The sequence below is a fragment of the Pseudoalteromonas sp. MMG012 genome (assembly GCF_018100875.1).
In the GTDB taxonomy this organism is placed as follows: Bacteria; Pseudomonadota; Gammaproteobacteria; order Enterobacterales; family Alteromonadaceae; genus Pseudoalteromonas; species Pseudoalteromonas aurantia.
In genome coordinates this window covers 12716-32018 of sequence record NZ_JAGJEF010000063.1, presented here as the reverse complement: position 1 = coordinate 32018, position 19303 = coordinate 12716, and the positions used below count along the sequence as shown (strand labels likewise).

Here is a 19303-nt window from a genome sequence, read left to right as displayed (position 1 = left end):
ATGAAGACATAGGAAATATTGTACTAAGCACATTAACACACTAGTACATACTAATGGCACGCTCTAAAAAAGTACAACAATAAGGTATTCCACGCGAGCATACCTTATTTAACAATACGACCATTGCTATTGATACTGGCTGAGTAATTAACTAAACATAAAAACCTTAAGGTTAGCTTATCTAACGGAACCATTGCTAGTTGCTCAATCGCGATATTCATATCCACAATATATTCCGGCACGCTTTTCAATGCTGTCATTAAAATGACAATAAAATAAGGTAAAGCACGCTGCGTAATACACTGTAATATTAAAAACATTAACAAAAAAGTAAACTTATAATTCCAAAAAACTTTCACTATTGAGCGATTAATTATCGCCACTTTAATAAAAACACTACAGCGTTATAAGGAGTAACCTAATGGAAACGTTCACGAATGGGCGCATCAATATTAATGCGCACGCACTACAGTTACTGAGAAAAAAAAGCTTTAAGTCAAGAACAGTTGGCTCAAGAATGTATAGATAAAAGACTGCCAATTTCGGTTTCTTCAATAAAAAGAGCCGAAGCTGGAGAAAAAATACTCTATAGAACACTGTCGATATTTGCGCGCTTCTTTCAAGTCAGTATTGATGTATTACTGCCTAATTCACCTATACCTGCTTGGTTGTACACGCACTTAATAAGCCAGTCAGTAGAACCTTGTTTAGGTAGAGAATGGGAACTTCATCAATTACATTCATTACTAAATTATGTTGAAAGCCAACATCGCGCCAAAACTATTTACATTTATGGTATAACTGGTTCTGGAAAAACCCATTTACTTCACCACTTTATTGAATGTGTTAAAGCTGCGGGAAAATACGATTTAGCGTTTGGCCAGCCCCATAATTGCCCCCCCCATAAACTCAAATTTTCTATTGCTCATTTAATTAAACAACTTTTAAAAATTGACCATACAGCCACTGAGGTAGTAATAAAAGAAAAAGTAAATTTAGTGGTAAGCTCTTCTTTGAGCTATATAAGGACTTTGCAATTACTGGCGATTTCACTCAATCAAAATCAACATAACACGCTAGAAAAACAAACACCGCTGCAAATAAATAAAATAGATAAACAGATTGCCAGTGATTTAATACGATACGCTGCTCACAAACATATTGCACTGGTCACCTTCGATGATGTACATCATTTAACTTATACACAAGTGCAATTCCTACGTTTATTTACCGAAGAAGAGTACGCCCAGCCTATCTTATTTATTATTACTGCCCAGCCAAAAGGTCTATTTACTTCAGTCCCAGGGTGGCTGTCTCTTGCTCACACCATGCCGTTAAAACAACTCAACCTAGACGCCCAAACTCGCTTAGCTAAACATTATCTCGCCAAAAGGGGATTATCTATTGCGAAATATCAGACCAGAGTAAAAATGGCGATAGAGCGCGCTGCTGGCAACCCCGCTTTTTTACAGCAATTACTCTTGTCTCCTCATTCTCAAACGTGCCCTCCCACTGAATTACAGCGATTTATAGACAATACATTAACTGATATGCCAGCAGAGCTCGCAGAGTTATTCCAATTCTCAGCTTTACAAGGATTTCATTTTAATGCCAGCCAATTAAGTCAATTTACACAGAAACAACACATACGTGCACCACTGTGTTTGGCCCAAAAAATGTTAGCCAGCGGATTAGTCATACGCGAGTCCGATCAATATCGTTTCTCACATCCGTTAATTTGGGAGAGCATAAAAAATCACCATACTCAATTTGCTAAAAACTCTGTGTAAAAAGGTCAAATAGCACAAGTGAGCCGGATCTGAGCCAATATAAAAAGCGATAAAAAAATATCTTTTCGTTGAAGCAAATAGTATGCGCAGCCTCATAAGTAAAATTTTTGCCTGCGCATGTTTACCCTCCATTCAATGAAAGGAAAAATCATGTCTGTACAGTTGAAAGTAACACCCAACATAACCCCGTGGATTGGCAAAAGTGATGCACTTTTTAAACTAAAACAAGATATTGAGAAACTAGCTTGTTCAACCATTCCCATCCATATTACCGGAAACTCAGGGACTGGTAAGTCACTTGCAGTACAACAAATACACCAATATTCGCCACACCAACACGGCAAACTGGTGATTTCATGTTGTAAATTGTGGGCACCTGAGAGTATCAGAAATGAACTTGATTCATTAATCAACCAAGCCTGTCATGGCACCGTTTACCTGAAGAATATTGATGCGCTAAGTAGCACGCAATTTGAACAGATAAAAGATTACTGGTTACTTGATAACCCACTCAATAATGCAGTTAGGCTCATTACATCAACCAGCCAATGTGCCAGAACCGACGCAGGTCAAGTTGATAATTCACTCATGTGGCTACAATACTACTGCCTCACTTTAGTGTTGCCTTCTTTATCGCAACGAAAAGGAGATGTCGAGCCACTCATAAGTTATTACCAAAAGACCGATCTGCGTATTGGGCAATTAAAATTAGAAAAGTCTACCATCGCGCTGCTTAATAACTATAGCTGGCCCGACAATGTAAAGCAGTTAAAACGTTGCTTAGAAAAGCTCACTTTTATTAACGACAACCTCGAGATCACACCACAAGCCCTCATCGATGTATTTCCTTGTATGGCACCCAATTTTGCAAAAAATATAGAACTAAATTGTGATACCCAGCTATCTTTACAGCCTCAGCTGCCAAAACCTGACACTGACCTAGAAAGTGAATTAACCCTGGATTTTCAAACTATCAATACAGCCCCTCAGCTCACCGAAGCAGCAACGGTACATTACAAACCCCACCCTGCACTGAAAAGGGCACTAGATTACTTAGAAGCACACTACACACAACCCTTGAGCTTAAGCGAGGTCGCAGAATGTGCGTGTGTCAGTCCGTCACACTTATCGTTTTTATTTAAGCGTTATGTAGGTCAATCATTTAAACAAACTCTGCTGCGTATTCGTATCAAAACCGCTATGGCGCGGTTCATAGAGAACCCATACAGCCAAGTTACTGAGGTATGCGATGATGTTGGCTTTTCTGATTTAAGTTTTTTTGTTCGTAAGTTTAAAGCAGTGGTGGGCGTGAGCCCTGGAGTTTACCGTGATCAGAGGGCTAAGCATTAGCCAAATAAAGTATTTAATAGATATAGAAGTTTAGGGGCTGTTGATCTTTCAGGTTCATTTTTGCAGCAGTTTGATTGGGTTTTATACAAGGCTGAAGCTGCGTAGCATGATTATTCCATGGGAGTCAGCCGATCACATAGTAGAAAAGCCAATCAAGCGCTGCCTACCGGTTCTTTTGAGTCCCCCTTTCTCTTTGCTGCTTAATATTCGCTTAGATTACTAGGCCATATATTAAGCGCCGCGATAAAAGCGCGCTCAAAGAGAACAGCAAAGATCAACAGCCCCTAACTATTGCTCTATGGTTAAACTTCTACATCTACGCAATAAAATGCGTGTACTTTAGACCCGTTATTTATTCCCTGTTTTTACCAATTAGCTTACGCGTTCTTACCAATCATCCAATCTGTGCAATACGTATACTGAGTTCAGTGCTTAGGCAAGCTGAATAGGTTTTTATTGCTTAAGAGAAACACGTTTATTCATTTGATTATTAACATAAAACAAAAAGGTTTAATTATGGCATTTCCAACAGCAGTGAACGACCAAATTACAGACTCTGTCACCCAAGCCAATGTAAAAGTGCTCGGTGATGCGCCCGCTATGTCAATGGGTAACTTATTTCAAGCTACTTCACAAGCACTGGCAAACGCTGCACATAATGCAACGTCGGCACAACAGCAAACGTCAGTAACGGCTCAGGCTGCAACCACAATGGGGGTGACTACGTTGTACTCAATTGATACAGCAACAACTGGCGTCGCAACCAAAGATATTCTGACTCCGAGCAATAAAGTCGCAGGGTTAGGTTAATAACTCGGTCAATCATTTTAACTTATAGGATATTACTATGGCATTTCCAACAGCCGTGAACAGTCAAATAACCGACTCAGTAACACAAGCAAATGTACAAGTTTTGGGTGACGCGCCTTCCGTCGCGATGGGTAACTTATTTCAAGCAACATCACAAGCCCTTGCTAACGCAGCCCACAATGCCACCACAGCGCAGCAGCAAGCAAATATTACGGCGCAAGCCGCCACCACAATGGGGGTAAGCTTACTTTACTCCATTGATACCGCATCTACTGGCATGGCGACAAAAGCAATTCTTGGCTCATAATATTTCAGCTAAGATGTTTTTCGTCCCCAGTAAATACCCCTGTAATCAAAATGGTTACATTTTAAAACTTTAAAAAGGAATAATACTATGGCATTTCCAACAGCAGTAAACAGTCAAATTACCGATTCAGTATCTCAAGTAAACACAAAAGTACTCGGTGATGCACCGGCGCTTGCAACTGGCAATTTTATGATTGCAACAAGTCAGGCATTGTCAAATGCTGCGCATAACGCTACTTCTGGGCAACAGAACAATGGCATTACAGCACAGGCTGCACTGGTTCAAGGTGTGAATACACTCTTTAGCGTAGATACAGCTGCAACGGCCACGGCAACACATAAGATATTTCGCTAATCAGTGAGTATCGCAGCATTGCCCAGCTTTAATCGGCAATGCTGCATTTTAAACACGTTAATAACTTAACCAACTGCGATAAACACTTACTCTGAAGGGGTTACATAATGACCGAGTCACTCTATTCCGTAGACATCGCAGCCATCGCAATGGCTAATTCCATCGCCTTATTAATGGAAAATGCCGTGAGTAATGACAAAAATGCGCAGTTAATTCAAAACGCGGCGGTAACACAGTGCTGTGTACTGATGGTATGCGCGGGTGCAGCACAAGCAGCAGTCGTACCTAAAAGTTAACGTCAACCTCAAGAAATATACCAGTAAGGACTATAAAGATGAGCACAGTCAACGACCAAATAACAGATTCAATCACACAACTCAACGCATTACTCACCGGCGGAGCCGCGGCGCAATCTATGGGCATGCTCGATATAACGGGTACAGAAACCTTAGGTATGTCTATGTTTAACGCCATTACAGCGCAGCAAAATGCACAGACTTCAGCGTCCGCCGCAGCCACTGCCAGTTGTGCAAAAATGCTAAACATTGAATTACCAAAACCGCTGCCTGAAAAAAAGCTCAAAGCGGATGCAAAACAGACGATTGCCGATTTAACGCATGCAATCACCGCAGTACAAAAAATTGAGCCCGCACTTAAAAAACACGAGGCCACATTGCCTTCAAATACAAGTGAAGGCGGTACAAAAAAATCAAGTTCAAGTGACAGCGCATCAAGCTAGCCTAAATCGTTGATAAATAAAAACAGGTATTGAGTGTGTAAAAAACGCACTTCAGTGAATATAGATAAAAAGGTAACTAACCATGTCCAATACCACACAAGTTAACCCACAAGTTGTCAATGCACTGGAGGTTATTCAGCACAATGCATTGTCTGGTGAAACCGCAAAGCTGTCTGGAGCTGGCAAAGCCTTTCAAGCTGTGTCACAGTCTTCGGCCATAGCAATACAAGACGCGACCGATAATTTACGTAATATAAATACTATGGCCACCACCGCAATGGGCGTTGCCATGGCGCAAATGTTAGCCACTGGGGATGTCGCCAAATATAACCCAATTATTGCCGCCGCCAATACCATGGTAAAAGATGGGGCTGATAACTTTAAAACGGTGGGTACCAATGCTGGTTCATTGTTGAATCAGTTCCCAACAGGTGCCAACACGCCGCCTTCATCAAATAGTTAGAATAAAACAGAGAGTGAATTATGACGATTATGATAAACCAGAGTGAAGTCAAAGCGTTAGATCAATTACCCGATAAGGTTCAAACATTAATCCAGTTGATCCCCCAAGGTGACAGTGCGTTTGAAACGCTACTTAGTAATCAAGATGAAAACTTCAGCTTTAATTCAGCCGACAGCTTTGTAGAGCAGCTTGCACTGGGCATTCGCAATTCGTCACTCGTTTTATTACCCAATGCAGAGCTCGTTGCAGACATAAAAAAACTGTTAGATTTAAGTACCAATGACCTCCGAGATTTGTCATATGGTATGAATCGCGATGAAAATAATCGGTCGATGGAAAAACACCGGCAATTGTTACAAAAGTACCATTTACTCAATAGGCACGACTTTAGTGCCGTTAATGCTTTTTATAAACGTAACAATTTGAATGACAACTCAATTGTATGGGCCGCTGATTTTCAAGGTCAGATCACGTTGCAACGCACGCTAGCGTATTGTGAAAAAACCTTTTCAAGCTCCAATACTCAAATACGAAATGCCTGCCACTGGGCGTTAAGCCAAGCGCAAAACCTCTGTGAATTTGCACATTACTACTGTATCCACTTAATGTGGCAGCAACGCAGCACAGCTAAAACACTTCCCATAGATACCGTGGTTACGCAACTCATGCCATTGGCGCTTGCCAATTTAAACTGTCCAACCGTTACCTTTGAACTAGACGAAAACACCTTAAATCGCGCCATTGTGCAATGGCAAGAAGCAGATAACGCCCTTGGTTTTGCCAGTGTATCTGCTGGGTTACTCTGCATGATGTTGCACATCGACTTATCAGACTCCAGTGAGCTTGTCGCGCAAGCCAAACTATATATAACGACATTACAAAAACTGCTGGCCAAAACACTCGCCAGCGAACAGTTTGTTGGGCAAGCTGGGTTGGCGAAATATTACGTGCTTAAATTAACTGACCGCACGGTAGTAATGAGTGTGGACGCAGATGGGTGCTTAAGTATCGACAGTGATAGGCCCTCAAAAAAGCCAACCACTCCCCCAGCCAACACCGCCTCTAACACGTCTAAAGGAGCTGCATAATGGCTGCCCCGACTGATAATAAACTCACAGCAAAAAACACATCAACCGCCATGCAAAATAATTTAGATCAATTAGTCAATACTGCGATGCCAGCAGGGTTGAATGACTTACTTGCAGGGATAGATACTATGCTGGCCAATGCACAGCATACAATTGATAGCTCTTTGCAACAATCAACTGCGTTGATAGAGCATTCTCGTCAGCAATTGCAACAATTTGAACAACTGCAAGAACCCGTTCGTAGCAGCCAACTAGGACTTAATCAAGGGGGGCCTGAGCACAATACTTATACCCTAGGTAAAACAACTCCGCAGCCAGAAAATGAGTCGACAGGCAATATTTTAACGCCCTCTTTCACGACACAACAAACCGCGGCGTTAGAGGCTGCTCAGGCTGCGCAACAAACCATGGATGACGCGATTAAACAGATGCAGCAACAATTATTAGCACAGAGCAAACACTATGAAGCGTCTGTCGCAAAAAAAGTAGCATCTCATGAGGCGCATAACCAAGACCCACAACCTCATCAAGCGCAGGGCTAAACTATGATAGCCATTGAATTTTCAAGCGTCGAATGCGCTGCCGATGAAGACGTCAAAAAGCAGGCCGCAGTGAAACAAATGCGCGCGCTCATGTCGCGCTTAGAAAGCGCACCAAAGTATCACACTCTCACAGCAAAAGATCGTGCTCTACTGATTAAAGAAGGCTATGCCCGTGATTTGGTCGATAACTTAATTTTTATCACCGAGCGAATGCTCACGCGGCCAAAAAGCTACGACAGTCAAGCGGTACAGTCTGATAGCCAAGATGACCTCGAGTTGGGGTTCAATTATGCTGCGTTTGACCCTGCGCTATTTGCCAGTAACACCATTAAAGCGCATTTTGCGCAATTATCACACGGATGCTGCGCGCTCTGTGAGAGCCCATTAGCCGCCACACAGTGCGGTGAAATTGGCCACTTTAGACCGGTAGACCTCCTTGATAACGCCGCAATTGATAAACAAGTTATCCAATCTCGATGTTCACCTTACTATGCCCTGGCCTACGAGCAAGAGAATTTACTTTATGTGTGCAGTGCGTGTAATGAACAACACAAAGTTGGGCTTTTCCCTGTAACTGGCCCTCGGTTTCCTAAAGTAGCCATCGAAAATGAGCATCCTTTACTGGTGAGCCCATACCATGACAAGCCACGTGACTATATTCGCTTTAACCCATTTACCGGTCAAGCATATAGCTATGACAAAGTAGCCGCCTTTTTAATGGCAACCCGACAATTAACCGCGCCAGAGGTTGAGCAGTTGATTTGGTCACAACCGGATATGATCCCCATGCAAGCCTACACAGGTATACTTTGTGATACCGCCAAAGAGCGCGATTTTTCATCTTGGTTTGCAACACTCGATCACCAAACCCAAATACACTTAAGCCGTGGCGAACTAAGCATTGACAGCTATGGCCTTAATCGCCCAGCATTGGTAAATGCAAGGCGTGCATTTAGTGCGCAACTGCTGTCATTTTATACCCACACACACAGCGCAAAGTCCAAAAGTCAGCATAAAAACACTGTTCTGGAAACAAATACAAACACACCCAACACTGGAACAAGCCCTGCTCACCCGCTATCTGAGATTCCACCCAATGGATATCGCAGTTTTGCAATAGACGCGTTAAATAGCTGGCAACACGGCGTGAAACAACTCCCCGCCCTTGTTCATGATGTAATAAAGCAGCCACTAGAAAATGCCAACAATCCTTCCGATGAAGCAATCGCGGCAGTTCGAGCATTTCCCATGTGGTTTAGGTCATGCATTAGGTACTGTGTTGGGGAGTCGCACCTCACGCAACAGGACAAACGTCAGCTGGTATTCCTATCAGGTCAAGATGCGCATTATGGACAAAAATCGATAGAAAAGAGCGTATTTTTAGCGATTGACTGGTTAGCCGACCAACATAAAGTGATTAAAGTAAAATCGCATCGAAATATTTGGGAGACGTCTTTTGCAGAGCTTGCATGTTCACGGGCGCAGCAGCTCACTGATTTATTCAGTCACAATGAAGTCTGGGTGGAAGGGCCCTTCGTGCCCTTAGCACCAAAGTGATGAAGCCAACCTAGCATAGGTTTTTTTATTTAGTTATTTTTAACCAACCAACAAGGAAATACCGTAATGAGCCAACCAATAGAGCGCACTGTAGATCAAGAAGAGCAACAAGCAACGAACACCGTTGAATATACCGACACTTTAGTAGCAGAGCAAAGCACTGGCTATGCTACCAGCACACCGGAACAAGCGGAGCAAGTGGCCACCGATGCGGTTGTCAATGCCATCAACGCAACCACTCAGCAACTACAAGGTGAAGCTGAGTACAATTCACCTGTGGAGGCTGAGCAACGAGCAACCCAAGCCGTTGCAGCAACCGAGTACGAATAACCCCCTATGGGTTAATGCCCAGCAACGTGTTATTCACTTAACACCTAAAACCGCCTTGCTCACCCAGCCGAGTAAGGCGGTTTTTTATCTTTATTATCGACATCATCACCCATACTCGTGTTCATATTGACCCGATAACAGCCGCTTCATATGACCTCATCCCTCCCTCTCACTTTGTCTCCCTGACGCAGGTCAGGGCCCACATAAACTAACCCAGCACTTTACTCCCCCAATCCCTAATTCACCTAAAGCCTCAATTCGTCTCCCTGCCCTAAATTTCGTCTCCCTGCCCTAAATTTCGTCTCCCTGCCCTAAATTTTGTCTCCCTGCCCTAAATTTTGTCTCCCTGACGCAGGTCAGGGCCCATACAAATTAAAGTCACCATTATTCGTCTTTTATTTCATGCAACTTCTGCTAATTTTGTTACCGTCTCCCAGCTACCTCATCTCTAATTTCGTCTCCCTGACGTAGGTCAGGGCCCATATCAATTCGCAGCATAATAAAAAAGCAAAATATACCAAACACCTCCACAACAAATACCAATCACATGCACTGGATCTTGCCTATAGTATTCACATCAAACGGCTTCTTATTAACAATAGCGAACACGAATTATGTGGTTAACTCAAGCAAAATGCGCCGTACACAGAGCCTTACCCAGCACAACGGCCCCCCCCTTAATGCAGCGTAAAATGCATCGCTTTGTGAAAGGACTCACTCGCCCACATACACAAGGGTTACCACCACGGCTAAAACGCGGCATGGAAAAACTCACCGGCGTGAATCTAGCCAATGTGCAAGTGCACTATAACTCACCCAAGCCCGCGCTGGTGCAAGCGCATGCCTATGCGCAGGGCAAGGACATTTACTTATCACCAGGGCAAGAAAAGCACCTCCCCCATGAACTGGGGCACATAGCCCAGCAAGCGCTTGGGATGGTAAAACCTACCACCGAAGTGAACGGCGTGGCGGTCAATGACGATCCCGCTTTGGAGCAACAAGCGACGGATTGGGGTGAGATGGCGGTTCGCTTAGGTGAGCAGGGGTAGATGAGAACGGAGGCAGATTTACTTGCAAGAAATGGATAACACACTGGCGAAATTCTGCAAACCACGTGGCCTGCATTACTACCGTTACATGGATGACTGGATAATATTATGCAAAACACGGTATCAGTTACGAGTGGCTGTAAAACTCATGAATGCCTGCTTATAAGCGGTTAAGCAAACTAAGCATCCATTTAAAACCTATATAGGGAGAATCAAAAATGAAGGGTTTGATTTTTTACTCCGGACATCCTGCCCTACGCCCTCCGGGCCAGCTTCGCTGTTCAAAATTGTTCCAGACAATTTTGTGGGATACAGGATAACCCCTAAGCCAAGGGGGAATTTAACACTCGCTTGGAAGACTTGGGCAAACCACTTTAGCAAACTTCGGCAGCTTTATGAGCAAGGTACCCCAATAAAGGGTATCGCACAGTATGTTAAACGTTGGCTCAGTTGGGCAAGCGGGGGCGTAACTTTGAACATGCCAGTCAGTCTACAGCAAGGCTTTAACAGTGCGCTTGGGCGTGAGGTTAAAGGGTTGTTGGGGTGGTATGGAGGGGATGAGTTTACTGCTGGGTAAGGTGGTTGGACAGACACCTTAATAACCGAGAACTATACGGACTTGATGAGAAAGGGTTCTGGAAATTTCTGTTCGCCATCGGGGGAGATGGATCGTTTGAAAATAAGGGAGTGGATCATTAACAGCCGGTTCTTGGTGTTAAAGAGTCCTTTTAGTAAAGAGATAGTCTAATTAAAGTCTACGGTGGCTTCGCCACCATGTTATAGGCAGTTAAGAAAGCTTATGGCAATCGATAAAGTTAAATTAAAAAGGTTTGAGATATGTATGCTAATAAACAACTAATAAAAAAAAGTAATGATTACGGAAAGCAGAAACATACGCGAGGGTGCCTTTCACCGGCTAAATCGATTATTAAAAATCCGGTGATAGATACGTTAATCCAAAGAGCGGACGCGGTGCTCAACGATGTGATAAAACATCAGCACTTCACTGTCGTCAGCGACAACGCCAACGTCCGTGCAGCCCAACTCGACCCAGATACACGCGAGAAGGATGCTATACAAGCGCATAAGGATAGGGTCTTAATCACCCCGAACCAAGTGATACCGAGGCTGAGTACCACTCTATACATAACTCAGGAGACAAAACAGCTCCTCGACACGGGCCACTACTGGGGTGACGTGCCGGACGGTATTCCGGGCGGAGCACGCCGCCGATTCAGGATCCCAGCAGGGGCCATATTGGCCCGCGTAACCACTGAGCGAACTAAACACGACGGTGCCCCCGCGACTTACGACGTCATAGAAAATCTGAGTAGTGATGACACTGGCCATGCACGGGTAGATGGGGGATGGAGGGACGGTAAATGGGAGATAGACCATCTCCATAATGATGCGTAGAACAGCGCCCCGACCGTGAAGGTCAGCGAATGCGGGGGCTCAAGGAAGAGAGAAAAAACAAGACACCCGAATTCAAGTTCCAAGTGCACCACGTATATAAATTAGTTTGGTGCCTTTTTATTTCAGCTGAACAATTTAAACTCGATGGAATGACAAAAGTGTTTCGTAATCGAATAATGGATATCCGCTGGTTCATGCGAGTACTCAACGAAGCTATTGCGCGTAAAACTAATTTTGAAGATAACTGCACTCGCCGCTTATTTGGTATACGTTGATTTAAATCCAATACGAGCAAAAATCGTAAATCCTCCCGAAGAATCAGATTTCACGATCATTAAAAGACGCATCAAGCTATTGCAGGAACAATCAATTTAGAATGGGTGTTTTTGTTTCTTCTTTTATCCCAAATTAGTGCTAAATAGTACCGTCTGGATGCCATAACTAATACCAATTAAACCCGACTTTATACCAATCGATAACATCACTGTCAGCTTATAGTAAAACCATTAAGAAAATGAAATAACACCATGGCGTTCTATCAACTTTGGTCAAAATTAGCCGTACAGTTTAGTTTCCGTAACTGAGGTTAGTACAGCACAGAATGTATCAATATAAGGTAATTCCAGAGGGGCGCCACAGAGCAGGAGCTCTGCCATGACATGGGCGTGAATGTGTAGGTGCATTATAACTTACCAAATCCGTATTAGCGCAGGCTTACACCTATGCTCAGGGTAAGAATATTTATTTATAATCAAGGTAGAAACGGTACTTCGAAATGCCTTATAGAGTAGCTTTACTGTTTAAAATTGCTCTTAAAACTTGTAGAAACATAGGCTAACAATTTGGCTTGGTATTGTCTGTACGTAACGAGTTGGCTTAGTTGGACAAGTGATCCATGCCGAATTTACTGACAAGCACAAAGTAAGGGACGAATAGAGATCTTAGTTATCAAGTGCAAGTACAGTCAATACTTGACTCCTTACTGTGAGGTCGAGCGTAAAAAATCATAAATATTAATGAAGTAATGAAAAAACAACCCATGGTCGCTTTTTCATCATGTAACAGGCAGTAAAAAAGCCTAAAACACAGATAAACCCAATTCAGGAAGGTTTTAAATATGTATGAACAAGTCAAAAAAGCACGTGGTAATCGAGCAAGTTTAGTAAGCAAAAAAACGAGATCTAATAGTAAGTCTGCGGAAACAAGTGTGGTTCAAAGAGGAACGGGGTTAACAACCCTAAATGATTATATTATGTACCCAACACCTGAAGGAAAGAAAGATTTATGGGATCCTAGGCGCTGGAGATTGAACCCGCTTAATATTCTAGAGGGATGGAGAAACGCGAAGGAAGAGAGAACGACAGGAGGTTATCACGCCAGCTCTAAGCATGGTGCTCATAATACTGTCCTTAACTCTATGGGGCGAGTTCTTAACCCATCTAAAATGGTAAACAATTATGGTGGAGGTGACGTACGGCATGCCAATGATCAAGGCCGGTTTAACTCTGAAGCGTGGGAATCATATGCTTGGCGAAAAGCGAAGTCATTGTTTGAGACTAATGCACCTATGCCAGTTCGTTGGTTGAATGGTAGGCCTAATCCACCGCCAGCTAATCAGTCTACTTGGGCTGTGGTTATGGGTTTCCCTAATGCAGATGTAGGTATTACAGCATCGGCAAATAATGGCGGAATAGGCAATGTAGCTTCTGTTTCAGGCGTCAGAGTTGCGGTTAACTATGCTGCTGATCCAGCTGGAGCCAACCTGATAGCATGGCATGGACAGATGTACCCTTGCGCAGTCCCACTAGGCGGGGCTGGAGCAGCCATACTAAATGCTCCTGCCTTACCACAGCCTGGCCCCCCTGTAGGTAATAATGGGCAGGTTGTTATCATTCCTGCGCCTGTTAATTGGCAGGAAAAGCTAAAATATAGCTTAGGGCTAAACTATTAATTTTTAATAGGTTACTTAATTGAGCAATGGAAGTGTTGGGGTTAGACTCTATACTGTGTAATGACTAACGTTAGCAACAAATCGCAACTTGTTGGAATTATACAGTTCATAGTGAGCTGGCCCACGATCGTTCCATAAACATAGAAAATACCAAGCACAGCAATAAATTACCGATTAAGTTACTCATAACTCAACCTGCTAAAAAACTGAATAGGATAAGTTATGGATACCTTACATTCACCACCCAATACCAATGACACTGAGCAAACAGATTTGGTCAATTCGGAACAACACGAGGCAGCTATTGCTCTTCCACCTGAAAAGGTGCAACCTCAGGCTACGGCGAGTCTCAATATTTTCACCACACAAAAAACCACTGCACTGGCATTAATTGCCAAGTTACTGGCGTTTTTCCCCGGATTTACGAACCCACAACGAGATGATGTTATCATCGCAAATAGGATTTTAAACTTTGGCTTGGATGAACTGAAAACATCAGATCTGCCCATTGCCAAAGACGCCATGGACTCAGCGCGAAGCTTTTATAGCAAATATGCCAGTCTACTTGGGCTTGCCGTTGGCGGTACAATCAGCGCAGGTGTTGAGTGGCTACAACATACTTACCCAGAATATCAGGCAATTCGGGCGGCACATGTTGGCAGTGGCGTGATCGCCAGCTGGATAGTACACAATATTATGGGTGAATATGAAAGGCGTTTACATCAACTTAAAGAGCACCTGAATTAACTCAAGGTACAGCGCTTGTTTGACGCTAAGGCAGCACAACAAGGATAGCTGCACAATTCGGCCGTCCTTGTGATCCCCCAATCAAAAACCACAACAAACAAAGTCCTATAAAAAGCCAACCTCTATTAAGTGAGTAAGTAAGTACTTGCAATAGTGTAATTGCTTGTAATACTAAAATAAAAATAACTTTATTATTATAAATCATTAAGTAAATCTCTTAGCCTGAGTTCAGGTTAAATATCTACTCACTGAGCTAGTTTTTCAAACAGATGACATTTACCCCTAATGATGATTAAAAATCACCTTAAGCCAAAGGGGGCATTTAATCCTCAGCATGCTGAGCATCGTTACTTTTACCAAGTCAAGTAGGTCGGGTGTAGCTAAGCTAAGCTAATTAACCTCAGGTTTGGATAAGGGTTTTGGAATAGAAAATGTTTTGAAAACAAACATACGTATAATCCAATGATGATATTTTGCTCAATCTCAAGGCGCTTTTATGCAGTAATAGCGGGCTATTACAAATGAAAGCAACGCCGAGAGTGAGAAAAATAGCTTTATTGGGCAAATTCGCTTATCCAGAGCTGAGGTTAATTACGTAACTTCTCTTTCAGTCAAATAGATATAAGGAACTATGATGTCTAAAACCATTACCTATTATAACTCGGGCGCGGTCCCGCTCATTAATGCCAGCGAACTGCCATATGATGTGGTGAATCTGGCATTCCTGTCTTCTTCGTCTAACAACCCGTTCAATTTAGTATTAAGTGGTGCCATCGCTGCAACGGAGTCTAGCTTCACGAATAATACCATTGAGGCCATAAAAGCAATGCAACACAAGGGGCAGAAAGTATTGATCTCATTTGGTGGCGGCACAATGGGTTCCAACGCCTATCGTTCGTTGTCAGAGGACACAGCCAAGCTGGCTGACTCGCTGGCAAGCTTTGTGAAAAATAATCAGTTAGATGGCGTGGATATAGACTATGAAGATACCGCCGCGTTCACAGGTCAAGCAGGATACAACGGTGCACAATTCTTGATCTCATTGACTCAGGAGCTCAGAAAACGACTCCCAAGTCCTGACTACATCATTTCTCATGCACCTCAACCCCCTTATTTAGAGCAAGGCGGATACATGGCAGGTTATGTTGAAGTGGTAGAGCAGGTAGGACAAGAGATTGACTGGCTAAATGTGCAGTTTTACAACAACCCGCCATGGAGTGCCAACCCCGACCAAATTGTTAGCTCATATTTGAATTATACAAAGCTACCTAATATGTCTCCAGAGAAGGTTATTGCTGGTTTTCCTGTCACGCAGAACGATGCGGGGTCTGGGTATATGCCAGTGCAAACAATCATCAATGAAGTGATTAAACCTATCCAACAACAATCTAGCCTTGGCGGCATTATGAATTGGCAGTTCTCAAGTGACCACAATGGTGATTGGATCAAAGCCATTGCACAATCGCTGAATAGCTAAACCCACACATGATTTGTTGAATATAGGCCGCTTTTAGTGGCCTATGTTGCGACAGGGCGCAAGTAAGAGTTAAAGAATTCTCCATTAAAGTAGAATATACCAATTTAAACCCCACTTTTACCAAGTTGGTAAAACCCCCCTCTTTTATAGTTAATTCAACCAATTTATTTGGTTTTTCACATTCAGATCAACAACATTCAAGAAAATAGGACTTTTTATGAGCAGCCCAACCGCCGGAGAGAATAAAGGTACAACGGAAAACCCCACCTTAGTCAAAATAGTTAATCCACCCGTTCCACAGTTAACTTATGCTGAGATTGCACACCCTCACGCAAAAGGGATTATATACAATGGTACGATGAAGCCGAGCATTGCAGATAAGTACAAAAGTGAAGGTTATAGCTTTTGTATACGCAATCTTAACGCACCCACGACTCAATCTCCCCCAACTGCCAAAGGTTCTGGGCCAAGCACAATACCGCTGACGGCGCAAGAAACCAATCGAATCACCGGTGCAAATGACAAACATGGTTACGGGCTTGCTTTAATGCCTGTATATCATCAAGACGCAAGCAAAATTGGTGCTGGCACTGAACAGACAGCTCCATTTGATATCGCTACCAGTGTACTTAATCTACTCAGTGAAGCCGCGATCCCAATCGGCACGACTGTTTGGTTACAACTGACAAGCACGGAGAGTAGTTCGGGTTCAGGCCAAATTCAGGCTGTAGAACAGCAGATTTTTCAATCTGGTTACTCCGTGGGAATATTAGGCAACGAAGTGCAGCAACAACAGCAAACAAATGGCCGAGTACTGGAGTCTACTTATACACCATTTGAGCAATCTAGCAGCAACCCCCAAATACGCACTATTACCATTGGTGACAATGCTGGCTCATACCCGATTTATTGGGCTATTCAATAATACTCCCTTTCATATGCGAGCAGGCAAGCCATACCAAACCTGCTCTTAACTTAGAGTATTCTTTATGCATACTGTACTCAAATATACCGTTCAACCAGGTGACACGCTTGCACTGATCACGATTTCAATTAGAGCCAGTGCGGGGGTTAAAGCCAAAGAGGTTATCAAAGCTAATCCACAAGTGAACGTCGCGTTTTTATCAGAGCGCACTTTACTCAAAATACCCTATTGTTGCGCGGGTGGGCACTTTATATACCAAACTCGTATCGGCGATTCAGTCACCTCAATTTGCGAGGGGTTAGCCAATGCAGCATCACTCACGGTACTCGACTTAATTGATCACAATTACGCCATAAGTAAACACAAAGCGTTATTAGATCTGAGTAAGTTAAAGATCGACCAAGTTTTATCAATCCCCTACTCACCGGCATTACATGATGTCACAGCCATACCATGATATACCAATAAACACCGCTTCTTTGCCAAGAGACCCCCCCCGTTTTTTTATACGCTATGTCCATCGTCTGTGATATGACTAATAAGGACACACCTATGTGGCAAACCCATAAAAACCGTTTAAGGTCTGAGGCCTGTCAAAAGACAAGCGCGCTTTCACATAATGCACGTGATTTAACGCAAGAATGTAGCTGGTTAAAACAGCTACTCCACACGCGCATAACGCACTATTTTGAGCAAAGTGAGCACGCAACTGAATGGCACATTATTGAACCTGCAGAATTCACGTCTGCGCTGTCTTCCTATGGTCACTTCATTGAATCTAATAAACTTAGTACCTTAGAGCGGCTCCTGATCATTTTGGCATTAACCCCGGTGATCAACCCCTCCCTCTTTGATGTGCTATTAAGTATAAATGAACAAACAAACCGCCCTTTTACTGAGTTTGGTATGGTTGAGCGTGACGCAACCCTATACGCCAGCGCTGCCACAGCCGCATTTATTCTGGGTGGAAATGACGTGATGACTCAATGCCAAGTATTAAAAACGTTACACACAAGCCCGTTGTTAAAGCGGGTTTTATTACACTATGACGATGGGCATGCCCCCAGCCTATTAAGTGCACCATTAGCCTTAACCGCTGAGTATGTGCAAACACTGACCACCGCCACGGCATATACCCCTGAGTCAGACAGCACCTTTGCTGCATCACCTGTCAAATCAAATATGACGTGGCAAGACCTTGTTTTACCTACGTCAATTCAAACCCAACTAGACGACATCATTCAATGGGTAAAGCATGGAGAAACGCTCATCACAGAATGGCAAATAGGCAAACAACTACGCCCTGGATATCGCGCTTTATTTTATGGCCCACCCGGCACTGGAAAAACGCTCACAGCCAGCGTGCTGGGGCAAGCGGTCGACATGGCTGTTTATAAAATCGATTTATCAATGGTGACTTCAAAGTACATTGGTGAAACAGAAAAAAACTTAGAAAAGGTGTTTAGTTTGGCTGAGCATCGCCGTTGGATATTATTTTTTGATGAAGCCGATGCGTTATTTGGTAAGCGGCAAGCATCAAACTCTGCCAATGATCAATTTGCCAACCAAAATGTGGCGTATTTACTACAACGTATCGAGCGCTTTAATGGCATTGTCATTTTGGCGTCTAACTTTAAAGACAATATTGATAATGCCTTTTTTAGACGCTTTGAATCAATTGTGCATTTTGAATCCCCCAAGCCCGCACAGCGCTTAAGTATGTGGCAAAATGGATTTTGCGAAAAAACCCGACTTTCTCCAGACATTAACTTTCAGCAACTCGCAGATCAATACCCATTAAGTGGCGCTGATATTGTTAATATCATTCGATGTGTGTCGTTGAAGTTACTATCACAAGGCCGATCTGAAGTGCACCCTCGTGACATACACGATGCCATCGCTCGGACCCAAGCTCATCATACCCAACCTCGATGGTAAGACTAAATGCGCTTAATCGTAACTTTTACCAAGTTGGTAAAACCCATCAGTTCTATAATGACTAAGTCCTACTGAGGTTGGAAATGCCAACACTAAGTAACCTCGATTGGCATAGCTCGTTATATCTGTTTGAGACTATACCCACGGCATGAAAGACAAGGTCAGAAAATGCAACAAGTAATTGGCATGATAACACGGCAAAACTCGCTATGTAGTTATTTAACATACATAATTTTTAGCGCCGTTTACGCGTCAATTAGCTCACTCGCATGACCTAGGTGTGAATGAAATGGGTTGACTTATTACTGGTGAATCGGACATTAATCAAATGAATAGCAGAGGTAACATGGCTAATTTTGGCATGTTACCTCTTTTGAGTCACCAAGTTTAGCTGTGAAAAATAACGATTTAAAAAACACGTTATTTACCATCTAATCGGTAAGTTCATCCAAAACTTAGCATCATAATCT

At 43.1% G+C, this 19303-nt stretch carries 23 protein-coding genes and 1 pseudogene; 23 read left to right on the top strand and 1 reads right to left on the bottom strand.

All coding sequences use genetic code 11. The features are described from left to right. Window positions 1–104: 104 nt before the first annotated feature. Window positions 105–260, bottom strand: coding sequence for a hypothetical protein (locus tag J8L97_RS17695; RefSeq protein ID WP_211051847.1), 156 nt, complete (start codon window positions 258–260; stop codon window positions 105–107). Window positions 261–506: 246 nt separating this feature from the next. On the opposite strand from J8L97_RS17695, the gene J8L97_RS17690 reads away from it, so the two are divergent. The 23 genes and pseudogenes from J8L97_RS17690 (at window position 507) to J8L97_RS17585 (ending at window position 18833) form a co-directional block, all read left to right on the top strand. Continuing rightward, the gene (locus J8L97_RS17690; RefSeq protein ID WP_211051845.1) at window positions 507–1790 is read left to right on the top strand and encodes an AAA family ATPase; all 1284 of its coding nucleotides are present in this window, start codon (window positions 507–509) and stop codon (window positions 1788–1790) included. 150 nt (window positions 1791–1940) lie between these two features. Beyond that, complete coding sequence (locus J8L97_RS17685) at window positions 1941–3140, top strand: AraC family transcriptional regulator (RefSeq protein ID WP_211051843.1); 1200 nt, start codon at window positions 1941–1943, stop codon at window positions 3138–3140. Window positions 3141–3656: 516 nt separating this feature from the next. Continuing rightward, on the top strand, window positions 3657–3950 hold the full coding sequence (locus J8L97_RS17680) for a RebB family R body protein (RefSeq protein WP_010366135.1): 294 nt from the start codon (window positions 3657–3659) through the stop codon (window positions 3948–3950). Between the two features lie 37 nt (window positions 3951–3987). After that, on the top strand, window positions 3988–4257 hold the full coding sequence (locus tag J8L97_RS17675; protein ID WP_010366137.1) for a RebB family R body protein: 270 nt from the start codon (window positions 3988–3990) through the stop codon (window positions 4255–4257). An 87-nt stretch (window positions 4258–4344) separates the two neighbouring features. Further along, on the top strand, window positions 4345–4611 hold the full coding sequence (locus J8L97_RS17670; protein ID WP_010366139.1) for a RebB family R body protein: 267 nt from the start codon (window positions 4345–4347) through the stop codon (window positions 4609–4611). Between the two features lie 107 nt (window positions 4612–4718). Continuing rightward, complete coding sequence (locus tag J8L97_RS17665) at window positions 4719–4907, top strand: RebB family R body protein (protein WP_211051841.1); 189 nt, start codon at window positions 4719–4721, stop codon at window positions 4905–4907. 38 nt (window positions 4908–4945) lie between these two features. Beyond that, window positions 4946–5350: a RebB family R body protein gene (locus tag J8L97_RS17660; protein WP_211051839.1), complete on the top strand. Its 405-nt coding sequence runs from the start codon at window positions 4946–4948 to the stop codon at window positions 5348–5350. A gap of 82 nt (window positions 5351–5432) precedes the next feature. Then, the gene (locus J8L97_RS17655) at window positions 5433–5813 is read left to right on the top strand and encodes a hypothetical protein (RefSeq protein ID WP_211051838.1); all 381 of its coding nucleotides are present in this window, start codon (window positions 5433–5435) and stop codon (window positions 5811–5813) included. Window positions 5814–5833: 20 nt separating this feature from the next. After that, window positions 5834–6901, top strand: coding sequence for a hypothetical protein (locus J8L97_RS17650; protein ID WP_211051837.1), 1068 nt, complete (start codon window positions 5834–5836; stop codon window positions 6899–6901). After that, complete coding sequence (locus J8L97_RS17645; RefSeq protein ID WP_211051836.1) at window positions 6901–7443, top strand: hypothetical protein; 543 nt, start codon at window positions 6901–6903, stop codon at window positions 7441–7443. The genes J8L97_RS17650 and J8L97_RS17645 overlap by 1 nt, the downstream gene beginning before the upstream one ends. A gap of 3 nt (window positions 7444–7446) precedes the next feature. Continuing rightward, window positions 7447–9000: a hypothetical protein gene (locus J8L97_RS17640; RefSeq protein WP_211051835.1), complete on the top strand. Its 1554-nt coding sequence runs from the start codon at window positions 7447–7449 to the stop codon at window positions 8998–9000. Between the two features lie 66 nt (window positions 9001–9066). Then, window positions 9067–9330 carry a hypothetical protein gene (locus J8L97_RS17635; RefSeq protein WP_211051834.1) on the top strand — a complete coding sequence of 88 codons (264 nt, stop codon included), beginning with the start codon at window positions 9067–9069 and terminating at the stop codon, window positions 9328–9330. 614 nt (window positions 9331–9944) lie between these two features. Beyond that, window positions 9945–10379, top strand: coding sequence for a DUF4157 domain-containing protein (locus J8L97_RS17630; protein WP_211051833.1), 435 nt, complete (start codon window positions 9945–9947; stop codon window positions 10377–10379). A gap of 22 nt (window positions 10380–10401) precedes the next feature. Then, the gene (locus J8L97_RS24100; protein WP_211051831.1) at window positions 10402–10545 is read left to right on the top strand and encodes a hypothetical protein; all 144 of its coding nucleotides are present in this window, start codon (window positions 10402–10404) and stop codon (window positions 10543–10545) included. Window positions 10546–10683: 138 nt separating this feature from the next. After that, on the top strand, window positions 10684–10956 hold the full coding sequence (locus J8L97_RS17620; protein WP_211051830.1) for a hypothetical protein: 273 nt from the start codon (window positions 10684–10686) through the stop codon (window positions 10954–10956). A gap of 620 nt (window positions 10957–11576) precedes the next feature. Next, window positions 11577–11795 (top strand): hypothetical protein, encoded by a 219-nt coding sequence (locus tag J8L97_RS17615; RefSeq protein WP_211051829.1) that lies wholly within the window; start codon window positions 11577–11579, stop codon window positions 11793–11795. A gap of 128 nt (window positions 11796–11923) precedes the next feature. Further along, window positions 11924–12143 (top strand): annotated as a pseudogene (locus J8L97_RS23575) (transposase); the annotation flags it as partial. A gap of 769 nt (window positions 12144–12912) precedes the next feature. Beyond that, a complete protein-coding gene (locus tag J8L97_RS17610) occupies window positions 12913–13746 on the top strand; it encodes a hypothetical protein (RefSeq protein ID WP_211051828.1) in 834 nt (277 codons plus the stop codon). 222 nt (window positions 13747–13968) lie between these two features. Further along, the gene (locus tag J8L97_RS17605; protein WP_211051822.1) at window positions 13969–14493 is read left to right on the top strand and encodes a hypothetical protein; all 525 of its coding nucleotides are present in this window, start codon (window positions 13969–13971) and stop codon (window positions 14491–14493) included. Between the two features lie 634 nt (window positions 14494–15127). Next, window positions 15128–15970, top strand: coding sequence for a glycosyl hydrolase family 18 protein (locus J8L97_RS17600; protein ID WP_211051820.1), 843 nt, complete (start codon window positions 15128–15130; stop codon window positions 15968–15970). Window positions 15971–16187: 217 nt separating this feature from the next. After that, complete coding sequence (locus J8L97_RS17595; RefSeq protein WP_211051811.1) at window positions 16188–16895, top strand: hypothetical protein; 708 nt, start codon at window positions 16188–16190, stop codon at window positions 16893–16895. A gap of 64 nt (window positions 16896–16959) precedes the next feature. Beyond that, the gene (locus tag J8L97_RS17590) at window positions 16960–17352 is read left to right on the top strand and encodes a LysM domain-containing protein (RefSeq protein WP_210997827.1); all 393 of its coding nucleotides are present in this window, start codon (window positions 16960–16962) and stop codon (window positions 17350–17352) included. 95 nt (window positions 17353–17447) lie between these two features. Beyond that, window positions 17448–18833: an ATP-binding protein gene (locus J8L97_RS17585; RefSeq protein ID WP_211051809.1), complete on the top strand. Its 1386-nt coding sequence runs from the start codon at window positions 17448–17450 to the stop codon at window positions 18831–18833. Window positions 18834–19303: the final 470 nt, after the last annotated feature.